This is a genomic window from Acidobacteriota bacterium (assembly GCA_022340665.1).
Classification (GTDB): Bacteria; Acidobacteriota; Thermoanaerobaculia; order Thermoanaerobaculales; family Sulfomarinibacteraceae; genus Sulfomarinibacter.
This window is the reverse complement of record JAJDNM010000083.1, coordinates 1-17106: the sequence shown is the minus strand read 5'-3', so window position 1 is coordinate 17106 and position 17106 is coordinate 1. Positions and strand designations below refer to the sequence as shown.

At 61.4% G+C, this 17106-nt stretch carries 18 protein-coding genes; 14 read left to right on the top strand and 4 right to left on the bottom strand.

All coding sequences use genetic code 11. The features are described 5' to 3' along the window. Positions 1 to 250 precede the first annotated feature (250 nt). Positions 251 to 922, top strand: a complete 672-nt coding sequence (locus tag LJE93_10180; GenBank protein ID MCG6949267.1) for a beta-propeller fold lactonase family protein — start codon at positions 251 to 253, stop codon at positions 920 to 922. Positions 923 to 1005: 83 nt separating this feature from the next. Here LJE93_10180 and pruA read toward each other — a convergent pair whose 3' ends face one another. After that, complete coding sequence (gene pruA / locus LJE93_10175) at positions 1006 to 2637, bottom strand: L-glutamate gamma-semialdehyde dehydrogenase (GenBank protein ID MCG6949266.1); 1632 nt, start codon at positions 2635 to 2637, stop codon at positions 1006 to 1008. 227 nt (positions 2638 to 2864) lie between these two features. On the opposite strand from pruA, the gene LJE93_10170 reads away from it, so the two are divergent. The 12 genes from LJE93_10170 to LJE93_10115 all read left to right on the top strand — a co-directional run bounded on the left by LJE93_10170 (position 2865) and on the right by LJE93_10115 (position 12876). Further along, a complete protein-coding gene (locus LJE93_10170; GenBank protein ID MCG6949265.1) occupies positions 2865 to 3995 on the top strand; it encodes a cysteine desulfurase in 1131 nt (376 codons plus the stop codon). Positions 3996 to 4163: 168 nt separating this feature from the next. Next, a complete protein-coding gene (locus LJE93_10165; protein ID MCG6949264.1) occupies positions 4164 to 4802 on the top strand; it encodes a hypothetical protein in 639 nt (212 codons plus the stop codon). 28 nt (positions 4803 to 4830) lie between these two features. Then, the gene (locus LJE93_10160) at positions 4831 to 5475 is read left to right on the top strand and encodes a DUF4126 family protein (protein MCG6949263.1); all 645 of its coding nucleotides are present in this window, start codon (positions 4831 to 4833) and stop codon (positions 5473 to 5475) included. Between the two features lie 53 nt (positions 5476 to 5528). Then, positions 5529 to 6032 carry a CarD family transcriptional regulator gene (locus LJE93_10155; GenBank protein ID MCG6949262.1) on the top strand — a complete coding sequence of 168 codons (504 nt, stop codon included), beginning with the start codon at positions 5529 to 5531 and terminating at the stop codon, positions 6030 to 6032. 83 nt (positions 6033 to 6115) lie between these two features. Then, positions 6116 to 7336, top strand: a complete 1221-nt coding sequence (locus LJE93_10150; GenBank protein MCG6949261.1) for a dicarboxylate/amino acid:cation symporter — start codon at positions 6116 to 6118, stop codon at positions 7334 to 7336. Between the two features lie 64 nt (positions 7337 to 7400). Continuing rightward, positions 7401 to 8120: a hypothetical protein gene (locus LJE93_10145; protein ID MCG6949260.1), complete on the top strand. Its 720-nt coding sequence runs from the start codon at positions 7401 to 7403 to the stop codon at positions 8118 to 8120. A 250-nt stretch (positions 8121 to 8370) separates the two neighbouring features. After that, complete coding sequence (locus LJE93_10140) at positions 8371 to 8985, top strand: tetratricopeptide repeat protein (GenBank protein ID MCG6949259.1); 615 nt, start codon at positions 8371 to 8373, stop codon at positions 8983 to 8985. Positions 8986 to 9046: 61 nt separating this feature from the next. Beyond that, positions 9047 to 9355: a hypothetical protein gene (locus LJE93_10135; GenBank protein MCG6949258.1), complete on the top strand. Its 309-nt coding sequence runs from the start codon at positions 9047 to 9049 to the stop codon at positions 9353 to 9355. Continuing rightward, the gene (locus tag LJE93_10130) at positions 9330 to 9899 is read left to right on the top strand and encodes a class II aldolase/adducin family protein (protein MCG6949257.1); all 570 of its coding nucleotides are present in this window, start codon (positions 9330 to 9332) and stop codon (positions 9897 to 9899) included. Before LJE93_10135 ends, LJE93_10130 begins: the two co-directional genes overlap by 26 nt. 3 nt (positions 9900 to 9902) lie before the next feature. After that, positions 9903 to 11234 (top strand): replication-associated recombination protein A, encoded by a 1332-nt coding sequence (locus LJE93_10125; protein MCG6949256.1) that lies wholly within the window; start codon positions 9903 to 9905, stop codon positions 11232 to 11234. A 139-nt stretch (positions 11235 to 11373) separates the two neighbouring features. Next, a complete protein-coding gene (gene lptE, locus LJE93_10120; protein ID MCG6949255.1) occupies positions 11374 to 11901 on the top strand; it encodes an LPS assembly lipoprotein LptE in 528 nt (175 codons plus the stop codon). A 186-nt stretch (positions 11902 to 12087) separates the two neighbouring features. Continuing rightward, a complete protein-coding gene (locus LJE93_10115) occupies positions 12088 to 12876 on the top strand; it encodes a DUF3014 domain-containing protein (protein ID MCG6949254.1) in 789 nt (262 codons plus the stop codon). A gap of 136 nt (positions 12877 to 13012) precedes the next feature. On the opposite strand, the gene LJE93_10110 is transcribed toward LJE93_10115, so the two are convergent. The 3 genes from LJE93_10110 to LJE93_10100 all read right to left on the bottom strand — a co-directional run bounded on the left by LJE93_10110 (position 13013) and on the right by LJE93_10100 (position 16702). Beyond that, entirely contained in the window at positions 13013 to 14578 is a 1566-nt protein-coding gene (locus LJE93_10110; GenBank protein MCG6949253.1) for an HAD-IA family hydrolase, read from the bottom strand. A 167-nt stretch (positions 14579 to 14745) separates the two neighbouring features. Then, the gene (locus tag LJE93_10105) at positions 14746 to 16041 is read right to left on the bottom strand and encodes a hypothetical protein (GenBank protein MCG6949252.1); all 1296 of its coding nucleotides are present in this window, start codon (positions 16039 to 16041) and stop codon (positions 14746 to 14748) included. A gap of 25 nt (positions 16042 to 16066) precedes the next feature. Further along, on the bottom strand, positions 16067 to 16702 hold the full coding sequence (locus LJE93_10100; GenBank protein ID MCG6949251.1) for a lysoplasmalogenase: 636 nt from the start codon (positions 16700 to 16702) through the stop codon (positions 16067 to 16069). A 107-nt stretch (positions 16703 to 16809) separates the two neighbouring features. Between LJE93_10100 and LJE93_10095 the strand changes: the two genes are divergently transcribed. Next, positions 16810 to 17106: RNA polymerase sigma factor (locus tag LJE93_10095; GenBank protein MCG6949250.1), on the top strand; the 297-nt coding region annotated here is incomplete at its 3' end.

Here is a 17106-nt window from a genome sequence, read left to right as displayed (position 1 = left end):
ATTCGCCGCCTCGGGCTGGTTCTCTCGACTATGACCGCGGAAACCATGGCTGAGGTCTAGCCACCACTGCTCGCCGGTCATCGACGCGGCTACCGACACGGTGGTCGCCACCATCGAACTCGGCATCCCGTACCCCTGCGGCGTTGCCTGCCATCCCGACGGCGCCAAGGTCCAGGTGAGCGGAACGTGAGTCGCATCTGACGGAACGGTTTACCTGGTCGATGTTGCTACCCAAACCCCGGTTGACTCAGTGGCGGTGGGGAAAAGGCCGAGCGGCCTGGCGGTCCTGCGCGACGGATCGAAGGTATTTGTGGCCAACAGCGAAGCCGACACGGTGTCGGTCATCGACACCGCCACCTTCACGGTGACGGGCGCGATCCCTCTCGATGTGAACGTGGAGCCGTACGGGGTTTTGGCGCACCCGGACAGTTCGACTGTCTACGTTTCGAGCTACGTGGGATCGAACGTGTCGGTGCTCGACGTCGCGACCGGGACTGCCACCAACACAATCCCCGTCCAGGCGAAACCCAAGGGCATCACCATCGATCCCGACTTCCCGGCGGCGCTGGCGATACACCCGGATGGCGGCACGCTTTACGTGAGCCTTCAGAGGTTGAGCGTCTCAGTCCCGATCAGCGGGGTGGCAGTGGTAGACTCCGTGACCGGATCCCAGACGCAGGTGATCCCCGGTTTCTGGTTACCGCACGGTCTTTCTGGCCACCCGTTGGGTGATCGTCTCTATGTTGTCGACACACCCGCCGACGCGGTGGAGATCCTCGACACGAGTTCGGACACAGTCGTCGACTCCGTTGCCGTCGGTTACGGGCCCTACGCCTTCGGCGAATATTTCATCCGCACCCTGCTCTTCGCCGACGGTTTCGAGTTGGGCAACCTCACCGCCTGGTCACATTGGATTCCTTAGGCCAGGTTGCGGCGATTCCTACCCGCTGGGAACCGGACGGGCGGCAATTCCGAGTTCCTCACTCCTCATTCCTAATTCTTGTTTCACTCCTCCCCCATAAACGGATACGAGAAGTGCTTTGGCGGCACGAAGTTCTCCTTGATCGTGCGTTGCGAGGTCCAGCGGATCAGGTTGAGGTAGGAGCCCGCCTTGTCGTTGGTGCCGGAGGCGCGGGAGCCGCCGAAGGGCTGCTGGCCAACGACGGCGCCGGTCGGCTTGTCGTTGATGTAGAAGTTGCCGGCGGCGTGACGCAGGCGGTCGGTCATCTTGACGATCGTAGAACGGTCGTCGGCGAAGATGGCGCCGGTGAGCGCGTACGGAGAGGTCGTGTCGCAGAGCTTGAGCGTGGCGTCGAGATCGTCGTCTTCGTAGACATAGACCGTCAGCACCGGTCCGAAGATCTCTTCCTCCATGAGCTTGAAATGCGGGTCGGTGGTCTCGACCACAGTCGGCTGGATGTAGTAGCCCTCGGAGTCGTCCCACTCGCCGCCGCACAGGATCTCGGCATCGGGCGAGTCGATGGCGTGCTGGACGTAAGCGGCGATGTCACGGAAGGCGCCGGCGTCGATGACCGCGTTGAAGAAATTCCTAAAATCGGTCGGTGGGCCTACCTTGATCTCGGAGATCTGTCCGACTGTGAGCTCCTTGACCTGCGGCCAGATCGATCTCGGAATGTAGGCGCGCGAGGCGGCCGAGCACTTCTGGCCCTGGTACTCGAAGGCGCCGCGCACCATGGCGGTGGCCAGAGCCTCGAGGTCGGCGGATGCGTGGGCGAAGATGAAATCTTTGCCTCCGGTCTCGCCTACGATACGTGGGTAGGTTCGGTAGTTGGCGATATTGTCGCCGATCGACTTCCACATGCCCTGGAAGACCGGCGTGGATCCGGTGAAGTGGATGCCGGCCAGATGCGGGCTCGCCATCACCGGGTTACCGACCTGACCGCCGGAGCCCGGAACAAAATTGATGACCCCGGGCGGGAAGCCGGCGGCCTCCATCAGCTTCATCAGGTGCCACCCAGTGAAGACCGCCGACGAGGCCGGCTTCCAGAGCACCGTGTTGCCCATCAACGCGGGCGCTGTCGGTAGGTTGCCGGCGATAGAGGCGAAGTTGAAAGGCGTGACGGCGAAGACGAATCCCTCCAACGCCCGGTACTCGACCTGGTCCCAGTGGCCGAGCATCGACTCCGGCTGCTGTTCAAAAATGAAGCGCATGTAGTAGGGGTTGAAGCGCCAGAAATCCACCAGCTCGCAGGCGGAATCGATCTCCGCCTGGAAGACATTTTTCGATTGATTGAGCATACAGGCGGCGTTGAGCCGGTCACGCCACGGCCCCTGCAGCAACTCAGCGGCCTTGAGCATCACCGCCGCGCGGTGTTCCCACGGGGTCTCCGACCACTCCTTCCAGGCCTCGGCCGCGGCCTCGATGGCCATCTGGACCTCTTTTTCACCGGCCTTGTGGTAGGTACCGAGCACGTGCTTGTGATCGTGCGGGCATACGGCAGTGGCCGTGTCGCCGGTGCGCACCTCCTTGCCGCCGATGATCAGCGGGATCTCGATCTCCTGGCTCAGCATTTCTTCAATCTTGGCCTTGAGAGAGGCCTTTTCTGGTGAGCCGGGGGCATAGGATCGGATCGGATCGTTGACTGGCGGTGGGACGGGGACGATTCCATTGGCCATGATGGACCTCCAGCGGAGTTTTTTGGCGTGGTGTGCGCACCGTTAGCTGGTGCGCCACGGCATGGTAGCGGTGTTGTCTGTGATCTGCAACGCATCGGTCGCAGCAGGGCGATAATGAAGATCCCGAACCCGATCCCGCTCCCGCTCTCGAGAATGGAATTCAACGTTGGAATCGGGATGGGGATCGGATTTCGTTGGGCGAACTCGCGACAGGCTACACTCTCAACGTGAGCTTCATCTACCTCGACTACAACGCGACCACACCGATCGATCCTCGAGTGGCCGAAGCCATGGGGCCGTTTCTTTCCGGTGGTCACGGAAACCCCTCCTCGACCCACGCTGAAGGGCGCAGAGCAAAGGCAGCACTCGAGAGTGCTCGCGAACAGGTCGCAGAATGTCTCGCCTGCCGACCATCCGAAATGGTTTTCACCTCGGGTGGCTCGGAATCGAACAACCTGGCTATCCGTGGCCTGGTCGAAGCTCGCGGGGGTGGCCATGTCATTACGTCTGCCATTGAGCATCCTGCGGTGCTCGAGGTGGTGCTGGCCCTCGAGATGGAGGGCCGGATCACTCTCACGATCGTCGGGGTCGATCGGTTCGGCCTGGTCGATCCCGAGAACGTGAGGGCCGCCTTGCGTGACGACACCGTGCTGGTATCACTGATGTTGGCCAACAACGAAGTCGGAACGCTGCAACCGGTGGCGGAAGTATCGGAACTCTGCCGCGACCAGCGTGTGGTGCTCCATGTCGACGCTGCCCAGGCGGTCGGAAAGATGCCGGTGGATGTGAACGATCTTGGTGTCGATCTGTTATCGGTTGCCGGCCACAAGCTGTACGCGCCCAAAGGGGTGGGCGCGCTGTTCATCCGTGAGGGCCTGCGAATCGAACCACAGATACGCGGCGCCGGCCACGAGAATGGCCGCCGAGCTGGCACAGAGAGCGTCCTCCTCGCGATTGGCCTCGGGACCGCCTGCGAGCTGGCCCGAAGGGAGGCCGCGGCAGAAAGGGATCGAATGGCCGATCTCCGAGATCGGCTGGTCGAGAGGCTGCGGGAGGGGCGCGGGGACATTGTCGAGCACGGTCACCCCGAGTACCGGCTACCGAACACTTCGAGTGTGGGTTTTCCGGGTTCTTTGGCGGAAGAAATGTTGGAAAGTCTCGCCGACGATCTCGCGGCGTCGGCCGGTGCTGCCTGCCATGCGGGTTCGGCAACGGTGTCGCACGTGCTGCAGGCGATGGGCGTCGATCCCGAACTCGCGGCAGCGACCATCCGGTTCTCGGTGGGTCGCTTCACGACCGACGAGGAGATCGATTATGCCGCGGAGATGATCTTGAAACGTTTGAACGTTTCACGTTAAAACGTTCGAACGTTCCATCATTTTTGCCCCGAGGCCGCACAGTGGAAAACGAGAAGCTGGGCGGGAGTTCAAGTTCGAATTTCGAAATCCACGGTTGGGCGGAGGGTAATTCCGAATTCCGAATTCTGAATTCCGAATTCTACTGTTGCGTGTGCGTATACTCGGCCGATGGCGAAATCGTGTCCCTGGTGCCTTGAGAAGCTTCCGGCTCGCCAGGCTCTCGAAGCGTGTCCTCACTGCGGGCGGAATCTCGGAACCGATGCGAATTCGGAAGCGCTCGAGTTGCGTTTTGTGAGAGTTCAACAGGAACAAACCGCCACCTACCGTCGTTTACTCATGTGGGGGACGCCTCTGGTCGCGGTCGTCGCGATTGTGATGCCGTTCGTGCATATCGGTGCGTTGGCTGTGGTCCCCTTGGTGGTGGCCGCACATCTGGTGATCGTGCGTATCGTGCTGGTCAGGGATGCGCAGCGGCTGCTGAGGCCAGTGCGGCGACTTCTCAATCGTTGGTTGGGCCGGTTTGCATTTCTTTGGATCGGTCTGCCCGGGTACGGAGCAATGACCGTTCCGGTTGCAGGGGTTGCAGTCGGGGCGGGCACATTCGCGCTGCTCACTTCGATCGTCCACCTGTCGACGGCGGTGAGCCTGGAACGAGAACGGAAGGGGAAAGAGCTCGCGGGTTGGGAGAAAGCGCTTCCAATCACTCTGGCGGTGATCAGCATCGTGCTGATCCTTCTTGCAGTTGCAGCCGCAGCGCTGCTCGGTTGGTCGGTCGCCGGCATTATGGAGAAAATGCAGGCGCCGTAGGGTCAATGGAAACGACAAGGAGATCGTAATGGAATCGCTGATGACAATTATGGCAGCATTCGGGCTCTCGGCGGGTGCGGGCGCGAAGGCCTTCATCCCGGTGCTCGCCCTCGGTGCATTCAACTACACGTCATACTTCGAGCTCTCTGAACGTTTCGCGTGGATCGCCGATCCGGCTGTGATGGCCATCCTCGGCGTGCTCGTGATCGTGGAGATCATCGTCGATGCCCACCCGGACCTCGGCAGGTTCTCGGATGTTGCCTCGTATCTGCCGAAAATCATTGCAGGATTCATCGGCTTCGCGGCCATGACCGGCACCCTCAACGACAGCTTGATTCAACTCGGCGCATCAGGCGTCCTCGGCGGTACAACCGCAGCCGGCGTTCACTGGCTGCGGAACCAGGTGCGACGTCCGTTCCGCGATCTTGCAGAAGACGCCCATGAATCTGCGGGGAAGCTCGCGTCAGTGAGCGAGGCGGGTGCATCCGCGACGCTCGCAGGTACGGCATTCGTTGCGCCTCCGCTTTCAATGTTCGTTTTGCTGGGGTTCGTTGCGGTTTCGGTGATCACATTGCGAGCAGTGAGCAGCAGAAGGGTGACGTGCGAACACTGCGGCGGTGACATCCGTCCCGGGGCGCTGGTGTGCCCGCACTGCCGTGCGGAGCTCGGCTGAGGGTATTCGCTCTGTGGCCGTGTTAACCTGAAGCGTCCAAGAAAGGGGCGCGAGTGCAGTTCAAGGTTGGCGACAAGGTTGTCTACCCCAGCCAAGGCGTTTCGGTCGTCGAGGAAATCTCGAACGAGGTTTTTGCCGGTACCGAGATGAAGTGCTATCACCTTCGACTGATCGGTTCCGACTCAAAGGTGATGGTTCCTGTCGATAACTGTGAGCGGGTCGGTCTGAGGCGTCTCTCGGAAAAGAAACAGGTCAAACAGGTGATGAAGCGCCTGAGGGCCGCCGAGGGCGAAAACGCGGAGGACTGGAAGGACCGGTATCGCGCCAATCTGGACCGAATCAAGACCGGTGATCTCGACGAAATCGTCGATGTGCTGCTGTGTCTTGCAGAGGTCGCCGGCCGAAAGACCCTCAGCTTTCGCGAGCGGAAAATGTACGACCATGCCAGGCAGCTCCTGGTCAACGAAGTGGCCGAAGTCGAAAAACGTGATGCCGGCAAGGTCGAAGAACAGGTCGAGGACGCTCTTGGACACGTCGTGAAGCAGGATGATGATTGAAGCCATCAGCTTGTAGCTGAGTGCCTTCGCTTGTGTGCTCCTCCGTGATGTTATTCTGACCCGCGACGGTTCACGGAGGATTGATGGCCGACGACAACTCGAAGTCGAAATCCTGGTTCTTCAAGCTCCACTGGCAGGTACTCATCGCCCTGGTGGCCGGTGTGGCTTTCGGCTGGTTGGTTCCTGCAGCCGCGGAAAACATCGGTTTCATCGGCGATCTGTTTCTCAGGCTCCTGAAGATGATCATCATTCCACTCATCTTCACTTCACTTGTCAGTGGTGTGGCAAGCCTCGGCAGCGCCCGGTCGGTGGGCCGGGTCGGCATCCGAACGGTGCTCTACTACACAGTATCCACGACCCTTGCGATCGTTGTCGGCATGGCGCTCGTCAATGTCATAAGACCGGGCGTTCATCTCGATTTCGCGACCGCTCGAGACCTGCCTGAGGGCTTTTCCACGACGTCATCGTCGCTGCCGGATTTTCTTTTGAGGATGGTGCCGGACAACGTCATCTCGGCGATGGCTGCCGGAGAGGTGCTTCCCGTCATCGTCTTTGCACTCCTTTTCGGGCTTTTCTTGACGCGTCTCAACGGACCCAACGTGGACGCCGTACAACGGTTGGTGGACGGCGTGCTCGAAGTGATCCAGGCTTTGACCCTGGCCATCGTAAGACTCGCGCCGGTCGGGATCTTCGCCCTGCTGGCTCGCGAGGTCGCACGTAGCGGACCCGGCATCATCTGGGACCTGCGATACTACTTCGTGACGGTTGGGGTCGGTCTCTTGGTTCACGCGATGGTGACCCTGCCGCTGATTCTCCTCATACTCGGTGCACGGAATCCGCTCGAGTACGGCAGGCGAATGGCGCCGGCGGTTGCCACCGCCTTTTCCACCGCCTCGTCATCGGCTACCCTGCCCTTGAGCATGGATTGCTCGGAAAAGGCTGGCAATCGCCGTGGAGTGACGAGCTTTGTACTGCCCCTTGGTGCCACGGTCAATATGGATGGAACCGCGCTCTACGAGGCGGTTGCGGCATTGACCATCGCCCAAATGTATGGAGTGGGGCTCGAACTCCATCAACAGGCTCTGGTTCTGTTGACGGCGTTACTTGCCTCGGTTGGTGCTGCCGGCATCCCCATGGCCGGTCTGGTGATGCTCGTCGTGGTGCTTCAGGCGGTTGGGTTGCCGCTCGAGGGCATTGGCACGATCATCGCGGTCGATCGCGTCCTTGACATGATGCGCACCGCTACCAACGTATGGAGCGACCTCGTCGGTACCGCGGTCGTGAACAGGTTTGAGGGTTCGTGAGGGGCCGACTCGGCATCGCTGCTTCGGGCGGGCTCTGTCACGGAGGTTCGAAAGGGAGCGAGTCATGAAACGAGCCGCTATTCTCGCAATCGCCGCGATTGTCATTCTGCCGAATGTGGTTGGTGGTCAGGTCGGTGCCAGCCTGCGCGAACAGGTTACGATCCGAGAGTCACTGTTGGACACCCAGCTCGGTGACCTCGTCGAGACACGCGAGGAGCTCCGTGCGATCTGGTCCCGATTCGAGCAGCAAACCGGCAATCTTCTTGACGCCCAACGGCAGGGCGAGTCCGTCGAGAGTCTTCGACTGCATGACGCAGATCTTCGAAAGACGGAGGCGGAGGTTCTGGCGATTCTGACAGAGATGCAACAACAGCGGGGCGCAATGCTCGAAAATCGGTCGATGATCGCCGCGATCGAGGCCGAGGTGCAGCGTCTGGCGGCCGGGATCGGCGAGGCGAGTGCGCCTCTTGCAGGCAGCTGGCAGCTGGTTGTTGAACCGGGCCAGGAGGGAGTCGCCTACCTCCAACAACAGGGCACCCTTGTGAGTGGAACCTATTCGTTGTCCGGGGGATTCAACGGCTCGTTCCGGGGGACTTTTGTCGCCGGTAAGGTGAGGCTCGAGAGAATCGACTCCCAGTACGGGTTTGCGGCGATCTTCTACGGTCGTCTTGTCGGGCACGGCAGAAATGCCCGGCTGCAGGGCAATTGGGAGGCGACTCAGCTCGCGAGCGGCCTCCCGGCGATGGGTAGTTGGACTGCGACCAGGATCGTCGAGGGCGAGTAGCCCGGAATTCTCATGAGGTCTCTACTGCGGACGACGATGCACCGCACCCGGCGGTTTTTTCTCACCTCGGGGTTCTCGACGTACCATCGAGTACGCCTCCGCGCCCCTCGGGTCGGAAACCCCACCGGGCTCGGCGCCTCGTCGCCCTCGCGACGAAACCTCATGAGTAATTCGGGCTAGCACGGCGAGTCGTGCTATTGTTCCGGCTCCCAGCCCGGGCGTTTGCGAATCGGAATGGAGGATCCCGAGCATGCACCGAAATCCATGGCTCACACTCATCATCGGCTTGATGATCGGTCTCGTGATTGGCTACGTGCTGGCCGAACGCCAGCCGATACCCCCTGCGAAGGCCGTCAGGTTGGGCCTCAACCCCCAGGCTGGGTCGCAGGCCGAGGGGCTGCCGGACGGCCACCCACCTCTGGATTCCTCCACTGGTGCCGACGCACAGCAGCTGCGACAGCGGGTGGCAGAGGTCGAGGCGCTTCTCGCCGACAATCCCGATGATGCAGGGTTGTTGGCTGCCTTGGGTAATCTCTATTTCGATGCCAACCGATGGCCGGATGCCAGAGAGTGGTACGAAAAGTCGCTTGCTGCGCAGCCAGGTGATGCAAATGTCATGACCGACCTCGCAGTCGTCTACCGGAACCTCGGCCAGCCTCAGAAAAGCATCGATCTGCTCGATCAGGCCCTCGCCGCTGATCCTGACCACTGGCAGGCGTTGTACAACAAGGTCGTCGTATACCAATTCGATCTGCACGACCACGATTTGGCGGCAGAGACGCTGCGAGCACTCCTGGAACTCAAGGAAAGCAATTCTGGAATCCCGGATCTTTCCGGCCTGGAAAAGGAAGTCTTCGGCGGCTGACGCCTCCGGAATTCTGAATTCCGAATTCGAGGGTTTATACTCTTCCCCTTGGAACGGTCTCATGCAACGCATCCTGCTGGTCGTCATTGTGCTCCTCGTCGTGTGGCGTATCCTCGCCACGATCGGTCGACGGCTGTCCGAAAAGGCGCCGGGAGCGGACAGCTTCAGCCGTTTCTCGCCCGAAGCCCGGCGCCGTCGACGGCAATGGGCGAGTGGGGACGGGGGAAACACAGTCGAAGAGCTTGTGGAGTGCGCTGTTTGCGGGACCTTCGTGCCGGCCGGGAGAGCGCTGGCGAACGGTGAAGACCGCTTCCTGTGTAGCGAGGAGTGCCGGATACGGCTGAGTGCCGAACAGCATGAACCTCGCTGACCCTCGCACAATACTCATCGAGGTAGGACGACGCCTCGCCGACGCTGGACTGGTTCGAGAGAGCGAGGGTAATCTCTCGATTCGGCTCGCAGAGAGTCGGTGTCTGATGACCTCGACCGGGTCCGAACTCGGAAACCTGCAACCGCAGGATCTGGTGGAGGTTGCACTCGAGTCGGATGCCCTCCCCCCTGCGGCCAGCTCTGAGGCGAGGCTTCACCTCGAGCTTTATCGAGGGGTACCGGACATTGGAGCGGTAGTCCACGCCCACCCGCCCCGGCTGCTGCAGCTCGATGCCCAGGGAAAGCTCCCGGTGTGGAGGCGGCTCGAAGATCGCGGCAGGATGGTTGGCGCGATTTTCGCGGTTCCCCATCATCCGGAGGGCTCGCGGGCCCTCGCAGAATCGACTGCTGCCGCGTTGAGATTGGCCAAGGCGTGCGTTTTGCGCGAGCATGGCGCCGTTACTGTGGGGCCCACACTGATGACAGCCTTCGTTCGCATGCTCGACCTCGAACGGGCGGCCTCGCTGACCGGTGGGCCCGTGTGAGAGATGGGTCAGCCGCCACTCTTCCCGGATGACCCTTCGATCGGCCCGCTCGCCGAACGCATGAGGCCGAAAAATCTCGACGCGGTCGTTGGGCAGGAGGCGCTGGTCGGCAAAAGCGGGGTCATCCGGTCGCTGCTGGTTGACGGAGAGTTGCCGTCAGTGGTTTTTTGGGGACCGCCAGGCAGCGGAAAGACGACGATCGCCAGGCTTCTCGCCGAAGCCGCCGGTGCCGAGATGGTGACTTTTTCGGCTGTTCTTTCGGGTGTCAGAGAAGCGCGGTCGGTGATGTCAGCGGCCCGTGGACTTCGTCGCTCCGAGGGGCGTCGAACGGTGCTTTTCGTCGACGAAATCCACCGTTTCAACCGTGCTCAACAGGATGCGTTCCTGCCCTACGTCGAGGCGGGGGACATTGTGCTCATTGGCGCCACCACCGAAAACCCGTCTTTCGAGCTCAATCGCGCTTTGTTGTCACGGGTCAAAGTGTACATCCTCGATCCGCTGAAGCCGGTCCAGCTCGTCGAGATTCTCCACTCGGCGCTTGATGACGGAGATCGAGGCCTGGGTAATATCGCGCCCGAAATAGAGCCCAATGCACTGGAGCTGATCGCGACGGTTGCAGCCGGTGACGCACGCCAGGCCCTCAACCACCTCGAGCTCGCTGTGACAGTGGCGTTATCGGATGGACTGACGGCTGTAGATACCGAGCTCGTCGAGCGGGTGGCGCAGAATGTGGTCGCGGTCTACGACAAGGGTGGCGAGGAGCATTACAACCTCATTTCTGCTCTCCATAAGGCGGTGAGGAACTCCGACGTCGACGCGGCTCTCTACTGGCTTGCCCGAATGCTCGAGGGTGGTGCCGATCCGAGATTTGTCGTTCGGCGGATGCTGCGCATGGCGTCGGAGGACGTCGGGATGGCGGACCCGAGAGCCCTGCAACAGGTGGCGGCGGTGGCGCAGGCTGTCGACCACATCGGCATGCCCGAGTGCGAGCTCGCACTCGCCCAAGCGGCCGTCTACCTATGCCTGGCCGCGAAATCGAACGCCCTCTATAAGGCCTACGGCAGGGTCAAGCGGGAGGTTGCCCATCGACCTGGTCTCGCCATTCCGATGTCGATTCGAAATGCGCCGACCACCCTGATGAAAGATGCGGGATATGGCGAGGGCTACAAATACGCGCACGACGAGGACGGGGCTGTTGCGGACCTCGAGTGTCTTCCGGAGGATTTGGTCGGGACACGTTTCTATTTCCCGACCGGGTACGGCTGGGAAAGCCGCATCGCCGAGCGCATGGAAGAGATCCGCAAGCTTCGAGCCGGGTATCGGAGCAAAAAATGACAGCGTGGCCACGATCCGCAGGGCTTGAGGCTTGGGACCTGCGAGCCGAGGGCATGCAAGCTTGATCGCGCCAACACGGCGTCAAGTCTCAAGCCCCAGGCCTCAGGTCTCGGGCCGAATCTTGTGCTAACGTGCCCCAGTGAAGTTCTTGCCGCGTCTTCTCGTAACATTGTTTGTGGCGGCCGAGCTGACGTCGTGTGGTTATCACCTCGTAGGAACGACGTCGTTCCTACCGGAGGAAATTGAAACGCTCCACGTGGAGAACTTCGAGAACCAAACCAGGTGGGTGGAAATGGATCAGAGGTTGATGGAGGCATTGACACTGGAGTGGGTGCGCCGGCGCAGACTCCGCCTTGTCGATGATCCGTCGCAGGCAGACGTGATCCTGTCTGGCACTATCCAGCGGCTGGCCGTAATTCCTGTGTCCTACGACGAACAGGGCCGTGCGAACGAGTACCAGATGAGCCTGCAGGCCGTCGTACAGCTGCAAGACGTGCGCGGGGAAGAGCCGGAAATCCTTTGGGAGGACAAGGCCTTTTCGCGCCGCACCTCGTACGCTGTCGATCCTGTGGCGGTGGACTATTTCGACAAGCAGAACGTCGCCATGACGGAGCTGTCGAAGGAATTCTCGAGTGCGCTGGTGACGGCCGTGCTGGAAGGGTTCTAGCTCACAATTTCGTTGAGCTGTCGGCCCCACATCACAGCTGTCAGCGTCACCATTCACACGCATCCAGCATCCAGCATCCAGCATCTAGCATCCAGCATCCAGCATCCAGCATCCAGCATCTAGCATCCAGCATTTGGTGTCGGGCGGTTGGGTGGGTCGGGTGTATCCTTGAGTCCGGAGGCATCCATGGCAGAACAGAACCGTACCATCATCGCTATCTTTGTCGCTCTGGTCGTTATCGTGGCTGCAGCACTCGGGTGGTGGTATTTCAGTCGGGATAGAGCAGAGGAGCCCGTGGAGACCGTGTCTTTCGCCACGCCAACGCCCGTGCCGGAGCCGACTCCGACTCTCGAGGAACGGTTGTCCGTTCGTCTGAGTGGCACCACTCTGGCCACCAGCGACGCGGTAGTGCGCGAGCTGACCACCGAGCTCTCCTCTCATCCCAAGCTCGCAGCGTGGCTCGTCAATGAAGATTTGATCCGGAGGTTCGTCGCTTCGGTCGACAACATCGCATCAGGTGTCAGCCCGCGGGAACATCTCGATTTCATGCGCCCCAAGGGTGGTTTCGAGGTCGATGAAAAGCCCAACGGAGTCCTGGTCATAGAGCCTGACACCTACCACCGTTACGATGTTGTCGCGGACGTCTTCGATGCCCTCGATACCGAGGGCGCCGTTGTGCTCTACCACGAGCTCGAGCCACTCATTGACGATGCATACGCCGAGATCAGCCCGGCCAACGCGGATTTCGACAGACGCCTGGCACGGGCGATCGACCATCTGTTGGCGGCGCCGGTGTTGAGAGGCACAGAGCAGGTCGAGCAGCTGGTCGTTACCTACGCCTGGGCCGATAATGAGCTCGAGGCCCTCTCAAGTGCCCAGCGGCAGCTGCTGCGCATGGGCCCGGAGAATGTGCGGTCGATCCAAGGAAAACTGCGCGAGCTCAAATCGGCACTGGAGGAAACTGAAGCCGAGTAGCGCGGATCCGCCCATTCAGTGGATGCTCGATACTGGATACTCGATCCCCCCGCCCAACCGAGAGTCAGTCGTCCTCTGTGTGTATCCAGCATCCAGCATCGAGCATCGAGCGACCAGTATCTGGCATCGAATATCGCTAGGGTAAGACGACCCGCAGGTACCGCACGAACGCCGGGATGTCGACGAAGGCGAGGTCTGCCTCGAGGCTGTCACCCCTCGCGCCGTCGTGAAGGAGGCAGACGGCCGAAAGCTCGGCCTCCCGCGCAGCGAGCAGGTCATAGCGCGAGTCGCCGACTCCGAGACAAAAGCCCGGTGAAACCCCGAGGCGCCTCACCGCTTCGGCAATCGGCGCTCCAGACGGCTTCCAGAGCCCTGAGTCCCGCGTCAGGACGATGTCGAAACGAAGCCCGAATCGGTCGAGTAGGTGCCGTGTGTTGGGCTCGCTGTTGTTGGTCACGAGGGCGGTGGAGAGGCCCTTCTCGGCGAGCAACATGAGGAGTTCTCGCGCGCCCTCATGGAGTATCGCGCTCTCGCTGGCGGCCCTTTCAGTCTCCTCGAGATCCGCCCATTTTCGTGATCGCTGGGGCTCGGGCAAACCGTTGAGATCATCGATGATCGACGAGCCGGTGACGCCGAGACTCCGGCGGATCTGCGGCCAGTCATAGCGCGAGTCGATCAGGGTGCCGTCCATGTCGAAGATCACGGCTCGTATGGTGTCCATCACATGGGCCTTGAGCAGCTCGTCCCTGGGAAAACGGGACAGGCTCGATCGGGGTGATTCACTGGGTGCCCGAGCGCGACCGATCCAGCTGAACGGCACGCCTGCCTCTTCGAAGGCGGCCTCCACCCGGGACCGGGATTTTTTCTCACATCCGACGAGAATCGAACCGGAGCCGATCAATCCCAGAGGGTCGATTCCGAGGTCCTCGCAGATGGCCCGGGTCACCGGGAGCACCGGGATTGCCGCACTGTCGATACGGATGTCGAGTCCGGATGCGACCGCCATTTCATGAAGCGCCTCGCCAACACCGCCTTCGGTGACGTCGTGCAGGGCCGTGACGCCACTGCAGGAGGCAGCCAGTAACGCTTCGGGTGCGACCAGCAAACAGCTGTTTCCAGGGCTTTCTTCCATCGCGGAAATCGGGGCAGAATCCAGCGTTGATCGCCAGCTGTCACCATGTTCGGCAAGGAGGATGGCGGTTCCCTCGAGGCCGGCGAAGCGGGTCATGCCCAGAAAGTCCCCCTCACGCAGGCCGCCGGTGGTCAAAGGAACGCCTTCGACCCGTCCGAGCATCGTACCCACGACCATGCTGTGTGGGAGACCGGGGGTGACCTCGGTGTGTCCGCCGATCAGTGAGCAGCCGACCTCGTCGCACGCTGCGCGCACCTGACCAAGGAGATCCGAGACGCGTTCCGACGACGCTTCGCTCGGCGCGATCAGTCCCACCGCGAGGAAGTACCGAGGTTTCGCTCCACGTACGGCGACGTCGTTGGCATTGACGAAAACCGCCAGTCGGCCGGCGTCAGTGGCGGTGAAGGAGATCGGATCCGTGGCGATCGCCCAGAGTTCGTCGCCGATCTCGACCAGGGCTGCGTCCTCCCCCGCAGCCGGCCCGAGCTTGACCTCGGGAGGAAGATCACCTGCAAGCAGGTCGGCGACAATTTCCCAGGGGACTTTTCCGGGTGGTAAACGGTGCTTCATGGCGCCATCATCGCTGATGAGAAAATCCGGGGCAAGTCAGGGGAGCATTTCGAATTGCGAATTTCGAATTGCGAATTTCCCACCCGCACCCTCAGCAACCGGGATCGGTTGTTGGGGATTCAACATTGAGAATTCCAAGTGCGCGTTGGGCTGGTTGGGAGGGTGGATCAGCGCGAGATTTTTTTCATCCGCTTCCTGACCTTCTTCGCTTCCTTTTTCTGACCCGCCCCCTCGAGTAGTCCCAGGCGTTGTCCGAGCAGCGGCAACAATCGACGGTCAGAAGGTCCGTAGCGCGATTCGAGCTCGGCGAGCTGGGCTCCGTTGATCGCCAGTGCTTCATGCCAGAGACCCGCTGCGCCCAGGAGTGGTACGAGATTGACCTGGGCCTCCATCCTGGAGTCGGCCGGCAGAGCCTCGACGAGACGGCGCTGCCAATCGGCCGCGGATGCAGGTTGACCGCGTAGAGCTTCGACCTGAGCCATCCGGGACAGAATCTCCGCCGTTGGCGGATCTTGCAGGAGGGCGAGTGATTGCAGGCGGTCACGTGCCCGGACCAGGTCCTCACTGTCCTTTGCGGCGGCCAGGAGCATTTCCATGTCGTTCGTGCCGCGATTGACCTGGATCCAGCTGATGTCGGCGAGAACCCTGCGCGCCAGGAGTTCGGATTCGGCGTCCGGTGATGCGTCGAGCGCCCGCATGGCGAGGCTTTCGGCCGTATCGAGTTCACCCGATGCGAGGGCGATGTCCGCGCCCGCCGCCATCGTCCGCGGAAGGGCATCGCTTTCGCCCTCCTCTTCGCGGATCTCCGCGATCTCGAGGTATGCGCGCTCGGCCTCCGGTCCGTGGCCCGCGTTCAGCTCCATTTCCGCCAGCGACACGAGCACCATCGCGCGCTCCTCGGCCGTCGCGCCGGGATCTTCTGTAATGGCGTCCCTCGTCCGGCGTTGCCAGTCGAGAGCCCGTTCCGGCTTCTCCTGAACGGTTTCCATGCGAGCGAGCATCTGCATCGCCTGCCAGTGTTTCCTCGGATCTGCCTTACCGCTCGCATCGGCGATCGCGGCGTACCGTTCAAGGCTGTCAACGACTGTCGGCAGGTCGCCGGTCGGTTGACTGACACGGGCGACGGCGAAGAGCGTGCCGAGCAACCCGGGATCGTCCATACCGAGACGATTCTCCTGTGCAACCAACAGGAGCTGGTACAGCGGCTGAGCCTGGTCGAACTCCGATTGATGCTCATACAGCCGCGCGAGGTTTTCCAGGCTGGTCTCCAGCCTCCGGTCACCGGGAGGAAATCCCTGGGCGATGTCGAGCGCGGCCTGGAACTCGGCCTTGGCGCGGGTGACATCTCCACGCGCAAAGGCGTACTCACCGGCGCTCGTGTGTCCGCTCCAGGTGGCCTGTGCAACCGCCATGCTGGCGATCGAAACCACGACAATAAGAAGAAATGCGATGCCAGACTTCATGAGTTTCCTCCGCGCGATGGCGAGGCTAACCCGCTCCAACGGTCATGGCAAGGAGGATTTGGCCAGAGAAGTAGACGGGAAGACCGATGGCTCGGTTGAGGAAAGATTCGCGCACGAACCGATGGCGGGCGACCGCGAGATCCGAGAGATAAAAAAGGACCGCCCCGACGGCCGCCGTCCAGGGTAGAACACCTCTCAAGAAGGTCGATAGGCCCCCCCAGACCATAATCGATATGACGATCAGGTAGATCACAATAGGCATGCGTTTGCTACCGAGGTGGGGCCATAACCACCTCGAGGCGAAGGCTCCGGCTGCAACCAAAGGAACCAGAGTGAGGAGTGGCCATCCACCGATCGGGAGGGCGAGGGTGAATCCGGCCACGTAAGCGACGTGGCCGAGGAGAAAGGCGATCAGACCAACATCGAAAGACCTGTCCCACAGAAGGCAGAAATCTCCCACTGCGCAGAGTGTGAGCGCCGCGATCATCCAGGTGTCTACAGGGTCACCGGCAGACCAACGGGCGAAGCCGAGGGCGACGAATGCGACCGAGGCCGCGCTTTTCGAGAACACTTCCAGCGGCCGGTCGCCGACCCTGATCGCATGGAGCAGGCTGAAGACCGCACCGGCCATGATCGAAGCGAGAATCACTGTGATGATCACCGAGGCATCGTAGCAGGAGGAGAGTATTGAATTCGGAATTCGGAATCTCCTTGCGGGGTCGATTGACAAAAGGCGTCGGGTGGGACGTCTGAGATAGTGTGGAAGCTGTGAGCAACGACCTGTTGACGTCTCCGACCGTGGTTGAAACCTCGTCCCGCCATGTCAAAGAGGACTGGCGTGGGCTCTTTGCGGATATCGCCGCAGGGCGGTTGGATTCCCTCGAGACGCTTTACGACGAAGCCTCTCACCAGCTCTACGGGCTGGCGCTGTGGCGCACTGGCTCGTCGGAGGATGCGTCCGACGTCGTTCAGGATGTCTTCGTGCGACTGGTCGAGCAGGGTCGGCGACTTTCGAATATCAGGAATCCAAGAGCATGGCTTCTGACTGTGGCCCACCGTGCGGCG